The organism is Rhodanobacter sp. FW021-MT20 (genome assembly GCF_041107475.1).
Taxonomy (GTDB): domain Bacteria; phylum Pseudomonadota; class Gammaproteobacteria; order Xanthomonadales; family Rhodanobacteraceae; genus Rhodanobacter_A; species Rhodanobacter_A glycinis.
In genome coordinates, this window is the sequence record NZ_JBGBPX010000001.1 from 351,800 (window position 1) to 368,928 (window position 17,129).

Consider the following 17,129-nt stretch of genomic DNA (forward strand, 5'->3'; position numbering starts at 1 on the left):
CGCCTGCAGGTCGGGCACCTTCTCCCGGAGGGAGAAGGAAAAATCGTTACCGGCTGATCGCCACGCGGTCAGCACCCTTGAAGCTATCGGTACCGGAGATCACGATCTGCTGGCCTTCCTTCAGGCCCTGCAGGATCTCCACCTTGTCGATGCTCGACGCACCCACGCGGATCGGTGTCTTGGTGGCGATGCCGTCTTTCACCACGTAGGCATAGCTGCCGCCGGATTCGTCCACGAACGAGCCGCGCTGCACGGTGAGCACGTTGTCGCGATGATCCAGAACGATGCGCACGGACAGGCGCTGGTTCTGGCGCAGCTGCTTCGGGGTGGCGCCATCGAAGCGCACGCGGGCAGCCACTTCGCCATTGACCACTTCCGGCGAGATGGCGCTGACCAGACCCTTCCAGGTGTGGCCGTTGCCGCTGATCTCGCCGGTCATGCCGATGGCCAGATCCCGCGCGAAGCTTTCCGGCACCTTCACTTCCACTTCCAGCGCGGTCAGGTCGATCACGCTGAGCAACTGGGCGTCCTTGGCCACGGTGGCCTGCGGCGCGATGAACAACTGGCCGACCTGGCCATCCACCGGCGAGCGCACGTCCAGGTCGTTCACCTGGCGCTGCAGGTCCTGCACCACCAGCATCTGGTTGTCGTGCGCCAGCTTCTTCGCCTGGATGTTGAAGTTCAGGCTATCGTTGTTCATGCCCAGGTCGGACTTGGCATGCGACAGCGCAATGCGCGCCTTCTCCAGCGCGTCCTTGGCCTGGTCGACTTCCACCCCGGTGGCGGCGCCGGCGGCAAACGCCTTCTGCTCACGGTCGAGATTGGTCTCGGCGCTCTTCTCGTCGATGCGCGCGTTGTCGAAGGACTTCTGCAGGTCGCCGCGCTTGGTGCGCGCATCCACCTGTGCCTGCAGGTAATCCACCTGCATCGCATCGGCCTTGGACTGTTCCTGCGCCAGCTTGTTGTGCAGCTCCGGGCTGTCGATCACGGCGAGGATCTGGCCCTTCTTCACGGTGTCGCCGGCACGTACCTTCAGCACGGCGGCACCGCCATACGTGGCATACAGCGTGGGGCTGTTGGCCGCCACCACCTTGCCCTCGGCGGCAATGTCGCGCACGAACGGGCCGCGCTCGACCGTGGCGAATGCCAGGCGCGACGCGCTGACCGACGATTGGGCGGAAAACAGCCGCAGGATGCCGGGCATCGCCAGCCCCAGCACCACCAGCACGGCCACGCCGATACCGATGAACAGCAAGCGGCGCTTGCGGTTGGGTTTGACCTCGACCATGCGGTCTTGAGCGGAGGTGTCGCGAATCATGATGCAGTCCCGGCCGCATACCGTGCGACCCCACACTCACTACAGCAATCCGCGTGCCAGCCTGACGTCGCCCATAAAATTCTTTCAGATCATCCACTTGGAAAACCACCCCGGGCACCATTCGGCGTCCGCGGACACTCTCGCGGACAGCCGGACGTCCGCCATACCGTCATCGGACAAGGGGAAGAACGCTGGCCAGTCGTCTGACCCGCCGCGGCCGGGACGACTCCCCGGCAAGCACATCACAGGGTTTGCCCGAGCGATGCCGCAGCCGCCACGCGATGGACATGATGCTTCCGGCGCGTGCCGACATGCGTAACACGCACGTTATGCACCACAAGGTATGATCAGCGCGTATCGTCCGTCAGGTTTTCTCATGCCCCTCGATTCGCCACATCGCGGGGACCCTGTCGCCGCCCCCTCCAGCGCCCGTGAGAAGCCACTGAAATTCAGTGGTGACAACGCCTTCCATCAGGAACTGCGACGGCGCGTCGATGCTGAGCTCAAGCGCACGGGACACAGCCAGCGCGACAGTGCGCGGATGTACCTGAAAACCGCCATCATCCTTGGCGTATTCGCGCTCTCCTACATCGCCCTGGTGTTCTTCGCCACCCGCGGATGGCAGGCCTGGCCACTAAGCATCGTGCTCGGGGTGGCGATGGCGGAAATCGGCTTCAACATCATGCACGACGGCGGCCACCAGGCGTATTCGAAGCACCGCTGGATCAACCAGGCAACGGCGGTCACGCTGGACATGGTCGGTGGCAGCTCCTACCTCTGGCAGTGGAAGCACGGCCGCTTCCACCACACCTGGGTCAACGTTGCCGGCCACGACAGCGACATCGACCTCGGCGTGCTGGGGCGGCTGTCGCCACGACAGCCGCGACGGCCATGGCACCGCTGGCAGCACTTCTATCTGTGGCCGCTGTACGGTGTCACCGCGATCCGCTGGCACTTGTATGGCAATTTCCGCGACATCATCACCGGCACCATCGGCGAGCGCCCGTTCGCGCGGCCGCGTGGCCGGGACCTGGTGATCTTCGTGCTCGGCAAGCTGGTGTTTTTCACGCTCGCCTTCGGCCTGCCACTGGTCTTTCACCCCATCGGCGTGGTGCTGCTTTTCTACACAGTGACGGCTGCGGTCGCCGGCATCTTGCTGGCGCTAGTGTTCCAGATGGCGCATGTCGTGGAAGAGGCGGCCTTTCCGGAGCCACGGGCCGACCGCATGCAGATGGACACGCCGTGGGCGATTCATCAGCTGGAAACCACCGTGGATTTCGCCCGCGACAATCGTGTACTCAGCTGGCTGGTCGGCGGTCTGAACTTCCAGGTGGAACACCACCTCTTTCCGCGCATCTCCCACGTGCACTACCCGGCGATTTCGCGCGTGGTGGAAGAGACTTGCCACGAGTTCGGCATTCCCTACCTGCAGAACCGCACGTTCGCTGCCGGCATCGCGTCGCACTACCGCCTGCTGCGCCGGCTGGGCATGCCGGTCATCGCTGCAACAGCAGAGCCGGTACCCGCGACTTGATCGAATGGCCGCCGCCAGCCTGAAGGCTGGACGGCGGCACATGTTCCGCAGGGAAAGCGAAAGCCGATCTCAGCAGATCGCGGGCCACTGCAGCTTCACCGCTTCGGCCTGCGCAATGCGCAGTGCAATATCCCGCCCCAGGGCCGAAATCGGCGTGGCCGCCGCGCGCCCCAGTGCCAGCAGCCCGGCCAGATGGCGGCGACGAAAACGTGTCACGCAGGCATCGCCCGCGCGCAATGCGTGGCGTCCGCGCGCAGCTTCCGGCGTCGGTGCAGCCGCTGCCAGCAAGGCGTCCCACGCGAGATAATCAGTATCGGGCAGCAGATGCAGCCGGGCACAGGCATTGCCGCGACGATCCAGGCATTCCAGCCATTCGCGCGGACCGTCGTCACTGACCATGCTGGCGGCCATCAACCAGTGCGTGTGCAGCAACGGGGCCAGTTCGCACTGTTCCACCAGCCAGCCAGGAGGTGGCTCGTCCAGCGCCGCGAGTGGACGCGCATCGGCCACGTACAGCACCTGCCCCAGCCGCGGCAGATGTTCGGTCAGTTGCAGGGGCGACATGCGGAAGCAGCGTCGCTGCACCGGTGGCGCAGAGGCACGCCGACACAGCGCCACGGGATGAGTTGCCAGCCAGCCGAACATGGAAACCTCCACGGATGCATGGATGGCCCGGCTGGCAACCGCTGGGGGCGGTATCGGCTTGGTCGGGGAAGGAAGAAGGAAGAGGCGCGGCACAGAGCCGTGCCATGCGAAGAGTCGGGCATCCCTGCCCGCCATGCACTTACTTGGTCAGGATCAGCTTGTCGTTGCGAGTCAGGCGCAGGTGGTATTCGTTGCCCTGGTGCTGGATCACCAGCTCGCGCTCGCCAGCCAACAGCGACTGGCTGGAAATGCGCCTGATGTCGCTCTCCGGCTCGCGGGTTGGGGAACGCTTCAGCGACAACAGGCGGAACGAACGCGGCAAGCTGGCCGCTTCGAGGGGAAGGCTCAAGGTGGTGGACAGCGACATGGCTGGACTCCGCATCAGTCAGGGGCGGAGTTGATGATAATGATTCTCATTTGACTGTCAAGCCTTTCCGCGACAGCTCCCGGGTCGGGGCTCGCACTGCTGCATTCCTTGGTTTCAGCCGCGATGCTTTCCACCGCACCCAGCGACGCAACCATCGCTACGAATAATCGCGTTGCCTGGTGATTTGAACCGCCAGCACGATCAACGCGCCGGCCACCGCCATCATCGAAACCAGCAACATCCACGGCGGCGCCCCCACCAGCAGCGCATGACGCGCATCGAAATACGGCATGGCCAAGCCGGACATGATGTGGTGGAGATTCAACGGATACCGATTCAATGGAGGGAACATCACCGTGACGGGATAAAAGATCATGAAAACGAACGACACGGCCAATGCGGCATATTCGCTGCGAAACAGCGTCGCGGCCAGAAACGCCACGGCAAAAAACACCGCCCCGCCGGCAAGCCATAGCAGGCCGAAGCGCCACATCTGCTCCAACGGATACGACACGTGCACCAGCCGTGAGCCCACGCCCAGCACGATCAGCGGCAGCGCCGACAGAGCCGCCACCTGCCCCAGTCCAAGCAGCGCCTGCGCACCTGCCAGCTGCGCACGACTCACGGGCAGCGCCAGCGTGAATCCCACCACTCGATGCAGGCGCTCACGCTGCAAGCCGCCCAACGCAAGCACCATGACCAGGATGGTAAACAAGCCGCGCGCCGCGCCGCCGTAGACCAGGCGGTAGATGTAACCCACATAGGGCGCGCCGACAAACGACGCGTTCGGGACAAACACCTTCATCAGGCTGCCGCGAAAGATGACGCCGGCGGCGCAGATTGTCGCCAGCAACGCGACGCTGAGCAGGAACCGCCCCCGGCTCTCGCGCCAGGCCTTGAACAGCAAAGGCATCATGGCATTCATGGAAAATCCCGACGTGCCGTGATGCCGCCGGCCACTCCGGTCAGACACAACGCCAGCAATGCATACAGACCCAGCGACAACCAGGGCAGTGGAACGGCAAAGGCGCCCAGCGATGCATTGCCCGGGGAGAGCAGCAGCTGCGCGCCGTGCATGGTGTCGATCAAATCGAGCGCCGGAAAGCGCTCAAACAGCGGCAGCCCCGCAGACATGGAACACCCGACCACCGCCGCCACGGAAGCGATCGCAGGCAAATAGGCCCCCGCCAGAACGGTCGAGAAGAAAAACGTCAGCGCAAAGATCACCATGCCGCAACCGGCCCACAGCACGCTGAACTGCAAGGCACGCAGGAACGGAAAGGTTTGTCCGACCCAGGGCGACAGCAACGGGATCAGCAACGCCGGCAACAGCGCGAGCACTGCCACCTCGACCCATCCCGTGACGGCCCGGGTGGCGACCAATCGCCACCGGCTCAGCGGCAGTGACAGCGTAAATCCAGCCGTACCCTGGGCACGCTCCTGCTGCACGCCGCCGAGTCCGAGCACGATCACCAACAGGATGTACAGATCCAGCGCGTTGGCCTTGTAAACCGCATGCCAGATATAGCGCACATAGCTCAAGGGTTCATCGGCATGGGCGCGTACTTGTTGTTGCAACAGCACCACGGCGCCGCACATCCACAACAAGGCCACCGCACTGATGGCGAAGCGAACCCGGCTCTCTCGCCACATCTTGTACCAAAGCATCAGGGCGCTTCCCTGACGAGGTCGAGGAAGACATCGCGCAAGTTCACGGGCGTCACCTGCACGGTGGCATCAAGCGTACGCGCATGGGCCACGATGCCCTCGACGTTGGAGCTGGCAAGCACCCAGACCTGCCGCCCCTTGATTCGCAACCGCTCGACCCCCGCAAGCGCGAACGCCGTCGGCACCGGGGCCTGCGCTCCGAACTCCATGACGATGTTGCGGTAGTTGTCGAGCAGGTCGCCGAGCCGGGCATTCATGACCAGTTGCCCGTGATCGATCATCAGCACACGGTCGGCAATCCGCTCCACCTCGCTCAGCTGATGCGAGGAAAAGAACACGCTGGTACCGCCGGCCCGCACCTCCTGCAAGGTTTGCAACAGCTCCTCGATGGAAACCGGATCGAGTCCTTCCGAAGGTTCGTCGAGGATGATCAGTTCGGGCCGTCGCGCCAGCGCCAGCAGCAGGGCCAACTTGGTGCGCATGCCTTTGGAAATCGCCTTGACCTTGCGCCCCGGCGGCAACTGGTATGCCTTGAGCAGATGCGCCTCGATGTGCGGCTGCCAATCCGGATAGAACGAGCGCGTGAAACGAATGAGTTCGGCAACGGTCATGTAGCCGTACAAGCCTTTGTCTTCGCCCACGTAGGCAATGCGTCGGCGAATCTGCAGACTCTGCGCGGGATCGGCGATGTTGTACCCCAGCACCCGGCCGGTGCCGGCCGTGGGACGGATCATGCCGAGCAGCATCTTGATCGTGGTGCTCTTGCCGGCACCATTGCGCCCGAGGAACCCCGTGATGCATTGACGCTCCACCGCCAGGCTCAGGCCACGCACCGCCTCGACCTTGCCGTAGTGCCTGGTCAGACCATGGGTTTCAATGGCCAGTTCGTCAGTCATGCATGCCGAAATCCGTCAGGTTTGATCGCATCATCCGCGAGCCGCTCGCAGGGTCATCTTGCAATGGAGGTTGAAAAACTGCCACGCCCGCAAACTCAAAAAAAACCGCGAGCCAGGCCAAGGTCCGGGCTCGATCCCGGTTCAGGCCACTGCTTGCTCAATGCGCTTTTGCACCGCTTCGTCCAGCTTCGGCAGGATCTCCAGCGCGCCGAGGTTGTGCTCCAGTTGTTCGCGCTTGCTGGCGCCCAGCATCACGGTGGAGACGTGCGGGTTGAGCAGGCACCAGGCGATGGCCAGTTGGGTGAGGCTTACACCCAGATCGTCGGCGATCGGTTGCAGGCGGCGCACCTTGGCGATGCGATCGCCCTTGCCCAACACTTCCTCGCGCAGCCATTCGTAACCCGGTTGCGACAAACGCGCATCGCCGGGGATGCCGTCGTTATATTTGCCGGTGAGCACGCCGGAGGCCAGCGGCGACCAGATCGTGGTGCCCATGCCGCAACTGTCGTACAGCGAGGCGTATTCCACTTCCACGCGCTCGCGGTGCAGCAGGTTGTATTGCGGCTGCTCCATGGTCGGCGCGGCCAGATGGTTTTCCTTCGCCACGCGATGCGCTTCGAGGATCGCCTCGGCCGGCCATTCGCTGGTACCCCAGTACATCACCTTGCCCTGGCGCACCAGCATGTCCATCGCCGCCACGGTCTCGACGATCGGTGTATCCGGATCGGGGCGATGGCAGAAATACAGGTCCAGGTGCTCCATGCGCAGGCGTTCCAGTGCCTGGTGGCAGGCCTCGATCACGTGCTTGCGCGACAGCCCGCGCTGGGTCGGCTTGGGGTCCTTCACCGCGCCGAAGTAGACCTTGCTGGACACGCAATAGCTGTCGCGCGGGAAGCGCAGGTCGGCCAGCACGTCGCCCATCACCCGCTCGGCTTCGCCATGGTTGTAGATCTCGGCGTTGTCGAAAAAATTGACGCCGTTGTCGTAGGCCAGCGCCAGCAGTTCGCGCGCCTGCGCACGCCCCACCTGCTGGCCGAAGGTGACCCAGGCGCCGAACGACAGCGCGGACAGTTGCAGGCCGGAATGACCAAGGCGACGGTATTGCATGGGGAAATCCTTCATCGATACAGGTAACGGGCGAGCATGCCGGGCAAAGACGTTGTCGTCCACGCCCGACCGATGCTCATGCGGTTTTTGGGTCGATTAAATCGGACTATATTCCACCGAGTGTCCGTCGCAACCCCGCGGGCAGCCAACTCGGGAGAGATGCATGGATCGTCGCCGTTTTCTGCTTGCCGGCTCGGCCGTCGCCGTATTGGGTGCCAGTGGCTCACGCCTGGCCACCGCCGCCGCAACGACACCCGCACCGACGAGCGCACGACCTCGCCCTTCCCCACAACAACTGCGCTGGCAACGCGAAGAACTGGCGATGTTCGTGCATCTCACGGTGAACACCTTCACCGGCAAGGAATGGGGCGACGGCACGGAATCACCGGCGATCTTCAATCCGCGCAAGCTCGACGCGCGGCAATGGGCACGCACGGCCAAGGCCGCCGGCTTCCGCAGCATGATCCTCACCGCCAAACACCACGACGGCTTCTGCCTGTGGCCCACGGCAACCACCACGCACTCGGTGGCGAGCAGCCCGTGGAAACACGGCAAGGGCGACGTGGTGCGCGAGTTCGTCGATGCCTGCCATGCCGAGGGCCTCGGCGCGGGACTCTACCTCTCGCCATGGGATCGCAACGCCAAGAGCTACGGCACCGGCGAGGCCTACAACAACTTCTACATCGCCCAGCTCACCGAACTGCTGACGCATTACGGCAAGATCGTGGAGGTGTGGTTCGACGGCGCCAACGGTGAAGGCCCGAACGGCCGCAAGCAGGCTTACGACTGGCCGCGCATCCACGCCACCGTGCGCCGACTGCAGCCCGACGCGATCATGTTTTCCGACGCCGGACCGGACGTGCGCTGGATCGGCGACGAACAAGGCAAGGCCGCCGACACCTGCTGGTCCACCGTCGACCCCGCCAGCGTGCCCTACCCCGGCTACGACCGCCCCTGGGTCGGCGACCTGCTCGGCCACGGCGATCCGCATGGGAGTGCATGGCGGCCCGGCGAATCGGACGTGTCGATCCGTCCCGGCTGGTTCTGGCACGCCGACCAGAACGACCAGGTGCGCACGCCGGACAACCTGATGGCGCTGTATTTCAGTTCGGTCGGCCATAACAGCAAACTGCTGCTCAACGTGCCGCCCAATCGCGACGGCCTGTTCGAAAGCGAAGACATTGCCACGTTGCAAGGCTTCACCGCGCAACGCGAGGCGCTGTTCGCCCACAACCTGCTGCGCGGCGCCCACGTGCGCGCCAGCAGCAGCGTCGCGCCCAACCTTCCCGCGCATGTGCTCGACGCCGACCCGGACACGTACTGGAGCGCGGCTTCAACGGCCCGCGACAGTTGGCTGGAATTCGAGCTGCCCCGCGAAATCGAGTTCGACACGCTGGAACTGGGCGAAGCGATCGCGCACGGGCAAAACATCGCCAACCACCTCGTCGAACACTGGGAGAACGATGCCTGGAAGCCGCTGTGCTGGGGCACCACCATCGGCCACAAGAAGCTCACCCGGATGGACCCGGTGCGCACCCGCAAACTACGCCTGTCGCTGGAATTCGGCTATGGCACGCCACGGCTGGCCCGGGTAGCGGCTTACCGTGGCCCCGACCATCGCTACGGACCGGGACACAACGAAAAGTGACGAGTCTGGTAGGAGCGCACCCGTGCGCGAAAGCTTTTGGCTTCGATCGGGCGTCAGGGCGTTCGCGCACAGGGTGCGCTCCTACCCAGCGTCGAAAGGTATTTCCGGGAGTGTCAAAGAAGCCGTCCCGAGGCCGAATTCAGCCGAGGAAATGCAGCGCGATCCCCAGCACCACCGCGGCGAAGATGCCGGCGATCACGTCGTCGATCATCACGCCGAGGCCGCCCTTGACGCGGCGGTCGAGCCAGCTGATCGGCCACGGCTTCCATACGTCGAACAGGCGGAACAGCACGAAGCCGGCGGCGACGCTCCACCACGTCGCCGGACTCCACGTCGTCAGACTCGTTGACTGGAAGCTTGGTTGGAAGGCCGGGAGCAGCAACGGGATCAGGGCGATCCACTGGCCGATGAATTCGTCCCATACGATGCTGCGGTGATCGGCCACGCCAAGCGCGCGGCTGGCCACGTTGCTGGCCCACACGCCCACGCCGAATCCGAGCAGCAGCACCAGCACATACAGCGGCAGCGAAAGATGGCGCAGCAGCAGCCACGGCAACAACGCCGCCAGCGAACCGAACGTGCCCTGTGCCTTGGGCGTGAGGCCGGAACCGAAACCGCAGGCGAGCCAGCCGGCCGGCGTGGCCAGCAAGGCGCGGCGCTGGTCGGGGCTCAGTGTTTTCCTGGCGCTCATGCGAAATGCTCCCAGCCTTTCATCGTGATGGCCTGCGGGCTGCCATCCGCCGCGCGCACGTGGACGCCAGCGCCGTCGACGATACGCCCGATCCGCGTCATCGGGCAGCCGATGCCGGCCAGTGTCGATTGCACTTGCGCCACCCGTTCGGGCGGCACGGTGAAGCAGAGTTCGTAGTTGTCGCCGCCGCCCAGCGCCAGTTGCAGCGACTCATCGTCGCCATGCAGTTCGCGCAGTGCGGCCGAACGCGGCAACTGCGACGCCTCCAGCTCCGCCCCCACGCGACTGCCTTCGCAGATATGGCCGAGGTCGGCCAGCAGGCCATCGGAGATATCCACGCAGGCCGTGGCCAGCCCACGCAAGGCGATACCCGCGGCAACCCGCGGTTCCGGCCGAGTCAGCCGGTCGACCAATGACTGGCGCAACGCGGCGCGGTGCGCGTCGTCGAGCGGCGGATCGCGCAACGCAAACAGCCCGGCCACCGCATCGCCCAGCGTGCCGGTGACCATCACTTCGTCGCCGATCCGCGCACCGGTACGGGTCAACGCCTGTCCCGGCGGCACGAAACCGTGCACGGCCACGCTCAGGCACAACGGCCCGCCGGTGGTGTCGCCGCCGACCAGGGCCAATCGATACCGGCCGGCTAGTTGCGCGAAGCCTTCGGCGAAACCCTCGACAAAATCCGCGTCGGCGCGCGGCAAGGTCAGCGCCAGCATGGCCCAGGCCGGCTCGGCACCCATCGCAGCCAGGTCCGACAGATTCACCGCCAGCGATTTCCAGCCCAGGTCGGCCGCTGCGGTACCGGGCAGGAAATGCGTGCCTTCGACCATGGTGTCGATGGCCATCACCAGCTCCCGCCCGGCCGGCATGGCCAGCACGGCGCCGTCGTCGCCGATGCCCAGCTTCACGTCGTCGCGCGGCTGGCCGGTAAGTTCGCGGATGCGATCGATCAGGCGGAATTCCATCGGCGTCGCGTCGTCAGGCTTCGTCGCGAACGAACACGTGGGTGGGGTCGCCGCGATACGTGGTTGCGTGTGAGAAGCGGAACCCCGCCTTGGTCGCAAGCCGGATGGATGCGGCGTTGTCCGGATCGATGATGCAGGTGGCGCGGTGCGCCCCGAAGTGGACCCGCCCCCAGGCCAGCACGGCGGCCAGCGCTTCGCTGGCGTAGCCCTTGCCTTGCGTGTCCCGGGCGAGTGCCCAGCCGAGCTCGGGCATGCCATCCAGCGGCGGCTCGATCTCGCGCTTGAAATCGGTGTAGCCGATATCGCCGATCATGCGTCCGCTGGCCTTCTCTTCGATGGCCCAAAAACCGTAGCCGAGCAGCGCCCACAGCCCGGGATAGCGCAACAGGCGCATCCACGATTCCTGCCAGCTGGACGGCGTACCGCCCATGTAGCGGATCACTTCGGGATCGGCCCAGATCGCGGCGAGTGCCTCGTGATCTTCAGCGCGATGGCCACGCAGGCGCAGCCGCTCGGTTTCCAGCACCGGCACCAGGCCATCCACGGCGGACCCCGCACCGGCGCGCTGCATCAGCCGCGCTTCTCGACCGCGCGCAGTTCGGTCGCCAGCTTGTCCAGCACGCCGTTGACGTAGCTGTGGCCATGGTCGGCACCGAAGCGCTTGGTGACTTCGATGGCCTCGTTGATGATGACCCGGTACGGCACGTCGGGACGGAACTTCAATTCATACGCGGCCAGGCGCAGGGCGGCGCGCTCGATCGGATCGATCTGGGCGACTTCGCGGTCGATATGCGGGCGCAGCGCTTCGTCGAGCACGTCGACGTTCTTCTCCACTCCGTGCAGCAGGTCTTCGAAGTATTCGAGATCGGCGATCTCCATGTCCTGCTCGTGGCGGAACTGGTCGATCACCGCGTTCATGTGGCTGCCGCTCAACTGCCATGCGTACAGCGCCTGCAATGCACGGCGCCGGGCGCGCGAGCGCGCGGCGAGATCGATACCCTCGGGGCGGTTGTTCATCACAGCTGACCGTACAGGTTGACCATTTCCAGCGCGGCCATGGCGGCGTCGGCGCCCTTGTTGCCGGCCTTGGTGCCGGAACGTTCGATCGCCTGCTCGATGCTGTCGGTGGTCAACACACCGAACGCCACCGGCACGCCGGCGCTGTAAGCGGCCTGGGCCAGGCCCTTGGCGCATTCGCCGGCCACGTAGTCGAAGTGCGGGGTGGAACCGCGGATCACCGCACCCAGCGCGATCACCGCCGCGTACTTGCCGGAGTTGGCCAGCTTGTGCGCCGCCAGCGCGATTTCCCACGCGCCCGGCACGCGCACCAGGTCGATCGCCGTGTCCTTCACGCCGTGGCGCACCAGCGCGTCGCGGGCACCGGCCACCAGCGGCTCGACGACGAAGCCGTTGAAACGGCCGGCGACGATGGCAAAACGGCCCTTGGGCGTGGCGAAATCGCCTTCGATGATCTTCATTGCGGATTTCCTTGGTTGGACGCACGGCCCATGCAGACCGGCCATTTTACGGGTTTGGCGTTGATCCTGCTTGCCCTTGCTCCCTCCCCTGCCTGCCGGGGACGGCTGGGGAGGAGCCAAGCGGCAAATGCGGATAGCCATGGAAATCCAGCCGCGCAGACCCGCCTTCCACCCGCAACCGCGCCGGCGCACCAAACGGCAGGGTGAGCTGGCGCGCGCCATGGCCGTGCGGCAAGCCATGCACCACCGGAATGCCCGCGACTCGTTCGATCTGCGCAAACGCCGCGGCAAGATCGTAGCCGTTGTCGTTGGGGCCGGGCCGGCAATGGCTGAAGCCACCCAGCACCAGCGCCTGCTGGCGGCCAAGCACGCCGGACAGATGCAGCTGGTACAGCAGCCGTTCGATGCGGAACGGCGGCTCGCCGACATCCTCGACAAACAGGATGCCGCCGTCGATCCCGCCACCCTTTGCACCGGGGAAATACGGCGTACCAAGCAGGCTGCACAACACGGCCAGGTTGCCGCCCCACAACGGCCCGCTGGCGTCGACGTCGGCCACGCCTGCGTCCGCCCATGCCAGCGTGGTCGACGATGACGTCAGCGTGGACCAGAAGTGCCGCCAGCTGAAGTCGTCGTCGTGGGCATCCGTTCCCAGGTCCGCCAGCAGCGGGCCGCTGAAAGTGCACAGACCGCTTTTTGCATGCAGTGCCAATTGCAAGGCGGTGAAATCGCTGTGGCCGACCAGCGGAATCGGTGTTTCTGCGAGGCGCTCGCGCAACGCGTCGTAGCGCAAATGCGGCAGCAGTCGCGAGGCCCCATAACCGCCGCGGGTGGTCAGTACCAGGTCTGGTAGCGTCGACAAATCGGCCAGGTGGTTGATATCTGCCAACCGCTCGGCGTCGCTGCCGGCGAAGCGCAGCTCGCTGCGTTCAAGCACGTCCAGGCCACTCAGCGCACAACCGGCTCCGCGCAGCCGTTCCACGCCCCGCGCCAGTGCGGCGCGATCATGCGGATAGCCCGACGGAGCAATCAGTTGGATCTGGATGGCGGGCATGGACTCGCTCGATGGAAGAAACCCGGATTATGCGGCGACAAGCATGTCGCTGCATGGCCAAACCATGTCCTGCGTCGGCCAATGCAGCCATTGCTGCGGCAGGAGCCCGCTGGCGGGCGATGCTTTTGCTTTCCGCTTACGGGAGCGTCAGAGCAAGAGCATCGCCCGCTAGCGGGTTCCTACACACATCATGTACGGCAGTGCGTCAGACGTGCTCCACCACTTCCAGCCCGAAACCACCCAGCCCCACCAGCTTGCGCGGCGTGCCGAGCACGCGCAGTTGGTGCACGCCGAGGTCGGCCAGCATCTGCGCGCCCAGACCGTGCTGGCGCCACTCCTGTTGCTGGGCATCTTCCGGTGCCACTTGCAGCGGCTGGCGCTGCAGATGCGCGAGCAGGGCTTCGGAAGTGTCTTCGCCGGACAGCACCAGCAGCACGCCGCGATCTTCATCGGCGATGCGGCGCAGGGCCGAGGTGACGGTGAGGCCAAGATCGTCGCGCTTCAGGTGCAGCACGTCGGACAAGGTATTGCGCACGTGCACGCGGGTGAGCACGGGTGCGCCGTCGTCCACCGCACCGCGCACCAGCGCGAAATGCAGGCCGCGCCGGATCACGTCGCGATAGGCCACCAGGCGGAACGCGCCGAATTCGGTCTCGACGGCTTCCTCGTGCACGCGCTGCACGGTCTTTTCGGTTTCCAGCCGGTAGCGGATCAGGTCGGCGATGCTGCCGATCTTCAAACCGTGCTTCCTGGCGAAGATCTCCAGTTCGGGACGGCGTGCCATCGAACCGTCCTCGTGCAGCACTTCGATCAGCACGGCGGAAGGCTCCAGCCCGGCCAGGCCGGCAAGGTCACAGCCAGCCTCGGTGTGGCCGGCGCGAGTCAGCACGCCGCCGGGTTGCGCGGTCAGCGGGAAGACGTGGCCAGGCTGGGCCAGGTCCTGCGGCTTCGCGTCGGCGTTCACCGCCACCTGGATGGTGCGTGCGCGGTCATGCGCGGAGATGCCGGTGGTAACGCCCTCGGCCGCCTCGATCGAGACGGTGAAGTTGGTGTGGTACGGCGAAGTGTTGTCGCTGACCATCGGACGCAGGCCGAGCTGGCGCGTGCGCTGCTCGGTAAGCGTGAGGCACAACAGACCGCGCGCCTCGCGCACCATGAAGTTGACGTCTTCCGGGCGCACCTTTTCGGCGGCCATGACGATGTCGCCCTCGTTCTCGCGATCTTCGTCGTCGAGGATCACGACCATGCGGCCGAGGCGGATGTCTTCGAGGATTTCGGGGATGGTGTTGAATGACATGGGTGTATTCCGGGAAAGGTTGATGCCGCTCGCTGTTGAAGGAGTGAGAAACGAGAAGTGAGGAGTGAGAGAAAGGCTGCACGTGCGAGACTTTCTCTCACTCCTCACTCCTCACTCCTCTCCACTCGCTCCCCGCTTTCAGGCGAAGCCGTGCTGCTTGAGGAACGCCTCGTCCAGCTTCGGTGCTTCGCCGCCGGACAGCAGCCGCTCGATATAGCGCGCCACCACGTCCACTTCGATGTTCACCGCGTCGCCCGCACGTCGTGCACGGAAGGCGGTGTGCTCGACCGTGTGCGGAATCAGGTTGACGCCGAAACGGAGGCCGGAAACCTCGTTGACGGTGAGGCTGGTGCCGTCGATGCAGATCGAACCCTTGGCGGCGATATAGCGCGCCAGCGCCGCCGGCACCTCGAAGGTCCAGCGTTGCGAGCGGCCGTCCGGGGTGATCGAAACCACCTTGCCGAGACCGTCGACATGGCCGGAAACCATGTGCCCGCCCAACCGGTCGGCCAGGCGCAGCGCCTTTTCCAGGTTCACCGGATCGCCGGGCTTCAGCGCGCCCAGCGTGGTGAGCGCCAGGGTTTCGTTGGAGACATCGGCGCCGAAGCCGTGCGGCGCCAGCGTCACCGCAGTCAGGCACACGCCGGACACCGCGATGGAATCGCCGAGTTGCACGTCGGTCAGATCGAGATCGGTACTGTCGACATGCAGACGCACGTCGCCGCCACGTGGTTCAAGCCGCGCGATGCGGCCCACGGTCTGGATGATGCCGGTAAACATCAGCGCACCTCCCGCGGGGCGGTGGCTGGAACTTTCGGATGAATCGTGATCATGAAACGTTCTCCGCGTTGAATGCGAGAACGCCCCAAGGCATGAGGCCGACGCGAAGCCGCAAGGCCTCGCGTCGAACCGTCTTCTCTTTATCCGGACTATGAGGCAGCGGTCACCCGCTACCAACCGTCGGCTCCGGCATTCGACCGGATCTGCTGACCCTTCGCGTTGCGGCGAAGGCGCTCGCGGGCTCGCCTCGAAAGGCCTACCGCCGGTGGGGAATTTCGCCCCGCCCTGAAGACGTCGTACTGATGCCGGCAGAAGTCGGCTTGCGCAGTCTAGCACTACCACCGCGGCCGCTTGTGTCCTGCCGGAGAACGCTGCGTCCGGCGCATGGGGCCGGATCGTCCCGCTCAGCTCGCCGGGCGAAAACGCAGGCGCTGGTCCTGCCCCAGCATGCGCTGGTCGCACAGTTGCAAGCGCCAGCGTGCCGCCATGTCGGCCAACGACGGCAGTTTCAGCAACGGACGCGCGCTGTCTCCGAGCAGGATCGGCGCCACGTAGAGCAGCAGTTCGTCGGCCAAACCCGCAGCGAACAGCGCCCCACAGAGGGTCGGACCGGCTTCGACGTGCACTTCGTTGACATCGTGGGCGGCCAGCAGGGCGAGGACCGCAGACAGGTCGAATGCCTCATTCCGTTCCGCGACAACCGCGCGTTCGACCTGCGAAAAACGATCGTCCGGGCAAGCCGCGGCGACACCGTGCAACAACAGGGTCGGCGCCGAGTCGTCCAGCACGTGGCTGTCGGGCGGAGTGCGCAAGTGACGGTCCAACACGACGCGCAGGGGCGGAACGGAGGCCATGGCCTCGGCATCAGGCGAGTCTGTCGCGAGCACCCGCCCCTCACCCTGCCCTCTCCCCATGGGGGAGAGGGAAAAACCTTCGTTCAATCGAGCGGTGAGGCGGGGGTTATCGGCCAGCACGGTGCCGCTGCCGGTGAGGATGGCGCTGCTGCGTGCGCGCCAGCGCTGCACGTCGGCGCGCGCGGCGGCACCGGTGATCCACTTCGATTCGCCATTGGCCAGCGCGGTGCGGCCATCCAGGCTCATGGCCAGCTTCACCCGCACGAACGGGCGACCACGCTCGATGCGGCTGAAGAAGCCGATGTTCAGCTCACGTGCCTGCTCGCGCAGCAGGCCGTTTTCCACCACGATGCCGGCGGCACGCAGCTTTTCGATGCCGCGCCCGGCCACCTTGGGGAACGGGTCTTCGGCCGCGATCACCACGCGGGCCACGCCCGCAGCCACCAGCGCATCGGCGCACGGCGGCGTGCGGCCGTGATGGGCACAAGGCTCAAGCGTGACGTAGGCGGTGGCGCCACGCGCACGCTCGCCAGCTTCGCGCAGCGCAAACACTTCCGCATGCGGTTCGCCGGCGCGTTGGTGGAATCCTGCCCCTACCACCTCGGCCCCCTGCGCGATGACGCAACCTACGCGCGGATTGGGCTGGGTGGTGAACAGTCCACGCTCGGCCAGACGCAGTGCATGCGCCATGTGCAGGTGATCGACGACGGTGAAGGTCATGCTTGTCTTCCTCTCCCCTCCGGGGAGAGGACCGAGGTGAGGGGACGGGCTGGCGATAGTGTCGCACTGGAGTGCGCTTCGAGCATACGGTGAGGCGAGAACGTCCT

18 protein-coding genes and 1 riboswitch are annotated in these 17,129 nt (G+C 65.5%); of the genes, 2 read left to right on the forward strand and 16 right to left on the reverse strand.

Translation table 11 applies throughout. The features are described from left to right. Nucleotides 1-46: 46 nt before the first annotated feature. A complete protein-coding gene (locus tag AB7849_RS01780) occupies nt 47-1,318 on the reverse strand; it encodes an efflux RND transporter periplasmic adaptor subunit (RefSeq protein ID WP_008214434.1) in 1,272 nt (423 codons plus the stop codon). Between the two features lie 376 nt (nt 1,319-1,694). Here AB7849_RS01780 and AB7849_RS01785 point away from each other — a divergent pair, with 376 nt between their 5' ends. Continuing rightward, nucleotides 1,695-2,852 (forward strand): fatty acid desaturase family protein, encoded by a 1,158-nt coding sequence (locus AB7849_RS01785; protein ID WP_237711898.1) that lies wholly within the window; start codon nt 1,695-1,697, stop codon nt 2,850-2,852. A 69-nt stretch (nt 2,853-2,921) separates the two neighbouring features. Here the strand turns inward: AB7849_RS01785 and AB7849_RS01790 are convergent, their stop codons facing one another. From AB7849_RS01790 to AB7849_RS01815, 6 genes are all read right to left on the reverse strand, one after another. Continuing rightward, a complete protein-coding gene (locus tag AB7849_RS01790; protein ID WP_008214437.1) occupies nt 2,922-3,497 on the reverse strand; it encodes a hypothetical protein in 576 nt (191 codons plus the stop codon). Between the two features lie 139 nt (nt 3,498-3,636). Then, nucleotides 3,637-3,864 carry a hemin uptake protein HemP gene (gene hemP / locus AB7849_RS01795; protein ID WP_008214439.1) on the reverse strand — a complete coding sequence of 76 codons (228 nt, stop codon included), beginning with the start codon at nt 3,862-3,864 and terminating at the stop codon, nt 3,637-3,639. A 157-nt stretch (nt 3,865-4,021) separates the two neighbouring features. Then, a complete protein-coding gene (locus tag AB7849_RS01800) occupies nt 4,022-4,789 on the reverse strand; it encodes a hypothetical protein (protein WP_369500499.1) in 768 nt (255 codons plus the stop codon). Continuing rightward, nucleotides 4,786-5,451: a hypothetical protein gene (locus AB7849_RS01805; RefSeq protein ID WP_157618180.1), complete on the reverse strand. Its 666-nt coding sequence runs from the start codon at nt 5,449-5,451 to the stop codon at nt 4,786-4,788. Before AB7849_RS01805 ends, AB7849_RS01800 begins: the two co-directional genes overlap by 4 nt. Nucleotides 5,452-5,531: 80 nt before the next feature. Then, on the reverse strand, nt 5,532-6,428 hold the full coding sequence (locus AB7849_RS01810) for an ABC transporter ATP-binding protein (protein ID WP_008214444.1): 897 nt from the start codon (nt 6,426-6,428) through the stop codon (nt 5,532-5,534). A gap of 141 nt (nt 6,429-6,569) precedes the next feature. Further along, nucleotides 6,570-7,535 (reverse strand): potassium channel beta subunit family protein, encoded by a 966-nt coding sequence (locus tag AB7849_RS01815; RefSeq protein WP_008214446.1) that lies wholly within the window; start codon nt 7,533-7,535, stop codon nt 6,570-6,572. 163 nt (nt 7,536-7,698) lie between these two features. Between AB7849_RS01815 and AB7849_RS01820 the strand changes: the two genes are divergently transcribed. After that, entirely contained in the window at nt 7,699-9,183 is a 1,485-nt protein-coding gene (locus AB7849_RS01820) for an alpha-L-fucosidase (RefSeq protein WP_008214447.1), read from the forward strand. Between the two features lie 139 nt (nt 9,184-9,322). Here the strand turns inward: AB7849_RS01820 and AB7849_RS01825 are convergent, their stop codons facing one another. The 9 genes from AB7849_RS01825 to ribD form a co-directional block, all read right to left on the reverse strand. After that, entirely contained in the window at nt 9,323-9,874 is a 552-nt protein-coding gene (locus tag AB7849_RS01825; protein WP_008214449.1) for a phosphatidylglycerophosphatase A family protein, read from the reverse strand. Then, on the reverse strand, nt 9,871-10,839 hold the full coding sequence (gene thiL, locus AB7849_RS01830; RefSeq protein ID WP_369500500.1) for a thiamine-phosphate kinase: 969 nt from the start codon (nt 10,837-10,839) through the stop codon (nt 9,871-9,873). Before thiL ends, AB7849_RS01825 begins: the two co-directional genes overlap by 4 nt. 13 nt (nt 10,840-10,852) lie before the next feature. Continuing rightward, on the reverse strand, nt 10,853-11,410 hold the full coding sequence (locus tag AB7849_RS01835) for a GNAT family N-acetyltransferase (RefSeq protein ID WP_008214452.1): 558 nt from the start codon (nt 11,408-11,410) through the stop codon (nt 10,853-10,855). Beyond that, the gene (gene nusB, locus AB7849_RS01840) at nt 11,410-11,856 is read right to left on the reverse strand and encodes a transcription antitermination factor NusB (protein ID WP_037101506.1); all 447 of its coding nucleotides are present in this window, start codon (nt 11,854-11,856) and stop codon (nt 11,410-11,412) included. Before nusB ends, AB7849_RS01835 begins: the two co-directional genes overlap by 1 nt. Then, a complete protein-coding gene (gene ribH / locus AB7849_RS01845) occupies nt 11,856-12,317 on the reverse strand; it encodes a 6,7-dimethyl-8-ribityllumazine synthase (protein WP_008214455.1) in 462 nt (153 codons plus the stop codon). Before ribH ends, nusB begins: the two co-directional genes overlap by 1 nt. Nucleotides 12,318-12,363: 46 nt before the next feature. After that, a complete protein-coding gene (locus AB7849_RS01850; RefSeq protein ID WP_008214456.1) occupies nt 12,364-13,371 on the reverse strand; it encodes an LD-carboxypeptidase in 1,008 nt (335 codons plus the stop codon). A gap of 205 nt (nt 13,372-13,576) precedes the next feature. Beyond that, nucleotides 13,577-14,668, reverse strand: a complete 1,092-nt coding sequence (ribB, locus tag AB7849_RS01855; protein WP_008214457.1) for a 3,4-dihydroxy-2-butanone-4-phosphate synthase — start codon at nt 14,666-14,668, stop codon at nt 13,577-13,579. 138 nt (nt 14,669-14,806) lie between these two features. Next, nucleotides 14,807-15,448, reverse strand: a complete 642-nt coding sequence (locus AB7849_RS01860) for a riboflavin synthase (protein WP_008214458.1) — start codon at nt 15,446-15,448, stop codon at nt 14,807-14,809. A 127-nt stretch (nt 15,449-15,575) separates the two neighbouring features. Beyond that, a riboswitch (FMN riboswitch) is annotated at nt 15,576-15,745 on the reverse strand. Nucleotides 15,746-15,852: 107 nt separating this feature from the next. Next, entirely contained in the window at nt 15,853-17,022 is a 1,170-nt protein-coding gene (gene ribD, locus AB7849_RS01865; RefSeq protein ID WP_008214459.1) for a bifunctional diaminohydroxyphosphoribosylaminopyrimidine deaminase/5-amino-6-(5-phosphoribosylamino)uracil reductase RibD, read from the reverse strand. Between the last annotated feature and the right edge of the window lie 107 nt (nt 17,023-17,129).

What these genes read in the sequence shown, in the direction of transcription:
- AB7849_RS01835 (WP_008214452.1), bottom strand. Translation starts at nt 11,410, where the DNA reads ATGCAGCGCGCCGGTGCGGGGTCCGCCGTGGATGGCCTGGTGCCGGTG.
- AB7849_RS01785 (WP_237711898.1), top strand. Translation starts at nt 1,695, where the DNA reads ATGCCCCTCGATTCGCCACATCGCGGGGACCCTGTCGCCGCCCCCTCC.
- AB7849_RS01825 (WP_008214449.1), bottom strand. Translation starts at nt 9,874, where the DNA reads ATGAGCGCCAGGAAAACACTGAGCCCCGACCAGCGCCGCGCCTTGCTG.
- AB7849_RS01820 (WP_008214447.1), top strand. Translation starts at nt 7,699, where the DNA reads ATGGATCGTCGCCGTTTTCTGCTTGCCGGCTCGGCCGTCGCCGTATTG.
- AB7849_RS01850 (WP_008214456.1), bottom strand. Translation starts at nt 13,371, where the DNA reads ATGCCCGCCATCCAGATCCAACTGATTGCTCCGTCGGGCTATCCGCAT.
- thiL (WP_369500500.1), bottom strand. Translation starts at nt 10,839, where the DNA reads ATGGAATTCCGCCTGATCGATCGCATCCGCGAACTTACCGGCCAGCCG.
- AB7849_RS01860 (WP_008214458.1), bottom strand. Translation starts at nt 15,448, where the DNA reads ATGTTTACCGGCATCATCCAGACCGTGGGCCGCATCGCGCGGCTTGAA.
- AB7849_RS01790 (WP_008214437.1), bottom strand. Translation starts at nt 3,497, where the DNA reads ATGTTCGGCTGGCTGGCAACTCATCCCGTGGCGCTGTGTCGGCGTGCC.
- ribH (WP_008214455.1), bottom strand. Translation starts at nt 12,317, where the DNA reads ATGAAGATCATCGAAGGCGATTTCGCCACGCCCAAGGGCCGTTTTGCC.
- AB7849_RS01815 (WP_008214446.1), bottom strand. Translation starts at nt 7,535, where the DNA reads ATGCAATACCGTCGCCTTGGTCATTCCGGCCTGCAACTGTCCGCGCTG.
- nusB (WP_037101506.1), bottom strand. Translation starts at nt 11,856, where the DNA reads ATGAACAACCGCCCCGAGGGTATCGATCTCGCCGCGCGCTCGCGCGCC.
- AB7849_RS01780 (WP_008214434.1), bottom strand. Translation starts at nt 1,318, where the DNA reads ATGATTCGCGACACCTCCGCTCAAGACCGCATGGTCGAGGTCAAACCC.
- AB7849_RS01810 (WP_008214444.1), bottom strand. Translation starts at nt 6,428, where the DNA reads ATGACTGACGAACTGGCCATTGAAACCCATGGTCTGACCAGGCACTAC.
- ribB (WP_008214457.1), bottom strand. Translation starts at nt 14,668, where the DNA reads ATGTCATTCAACACCATCCCCGAAATCCTCGAAGACATCCGCCTCGGC.
- hemP (WP_008214439.1), bottom strand. Translation starts at nt 3,864, where the DNA reads ATGTCGCTGTCCACCACCTTGAGCCTTCCCCTCGAAGCGGCCAGCTTG.
- ribD (WP_008214459.1), bottom strand. Translation starts at nt 17,022, where the DNA reads ATGACCTTCACCGTCGTCGATCACCTGCACATGGCGCATGCACTGCGT.
- AB7849_RS01800 (WP_369500499.1), bottom strand. Translation starts at nt 4,789, where the DNA reads ATGAATGCCATGATGCCTTTGCTGTTCAAGGCCTGGCGCGAGAGCCGG.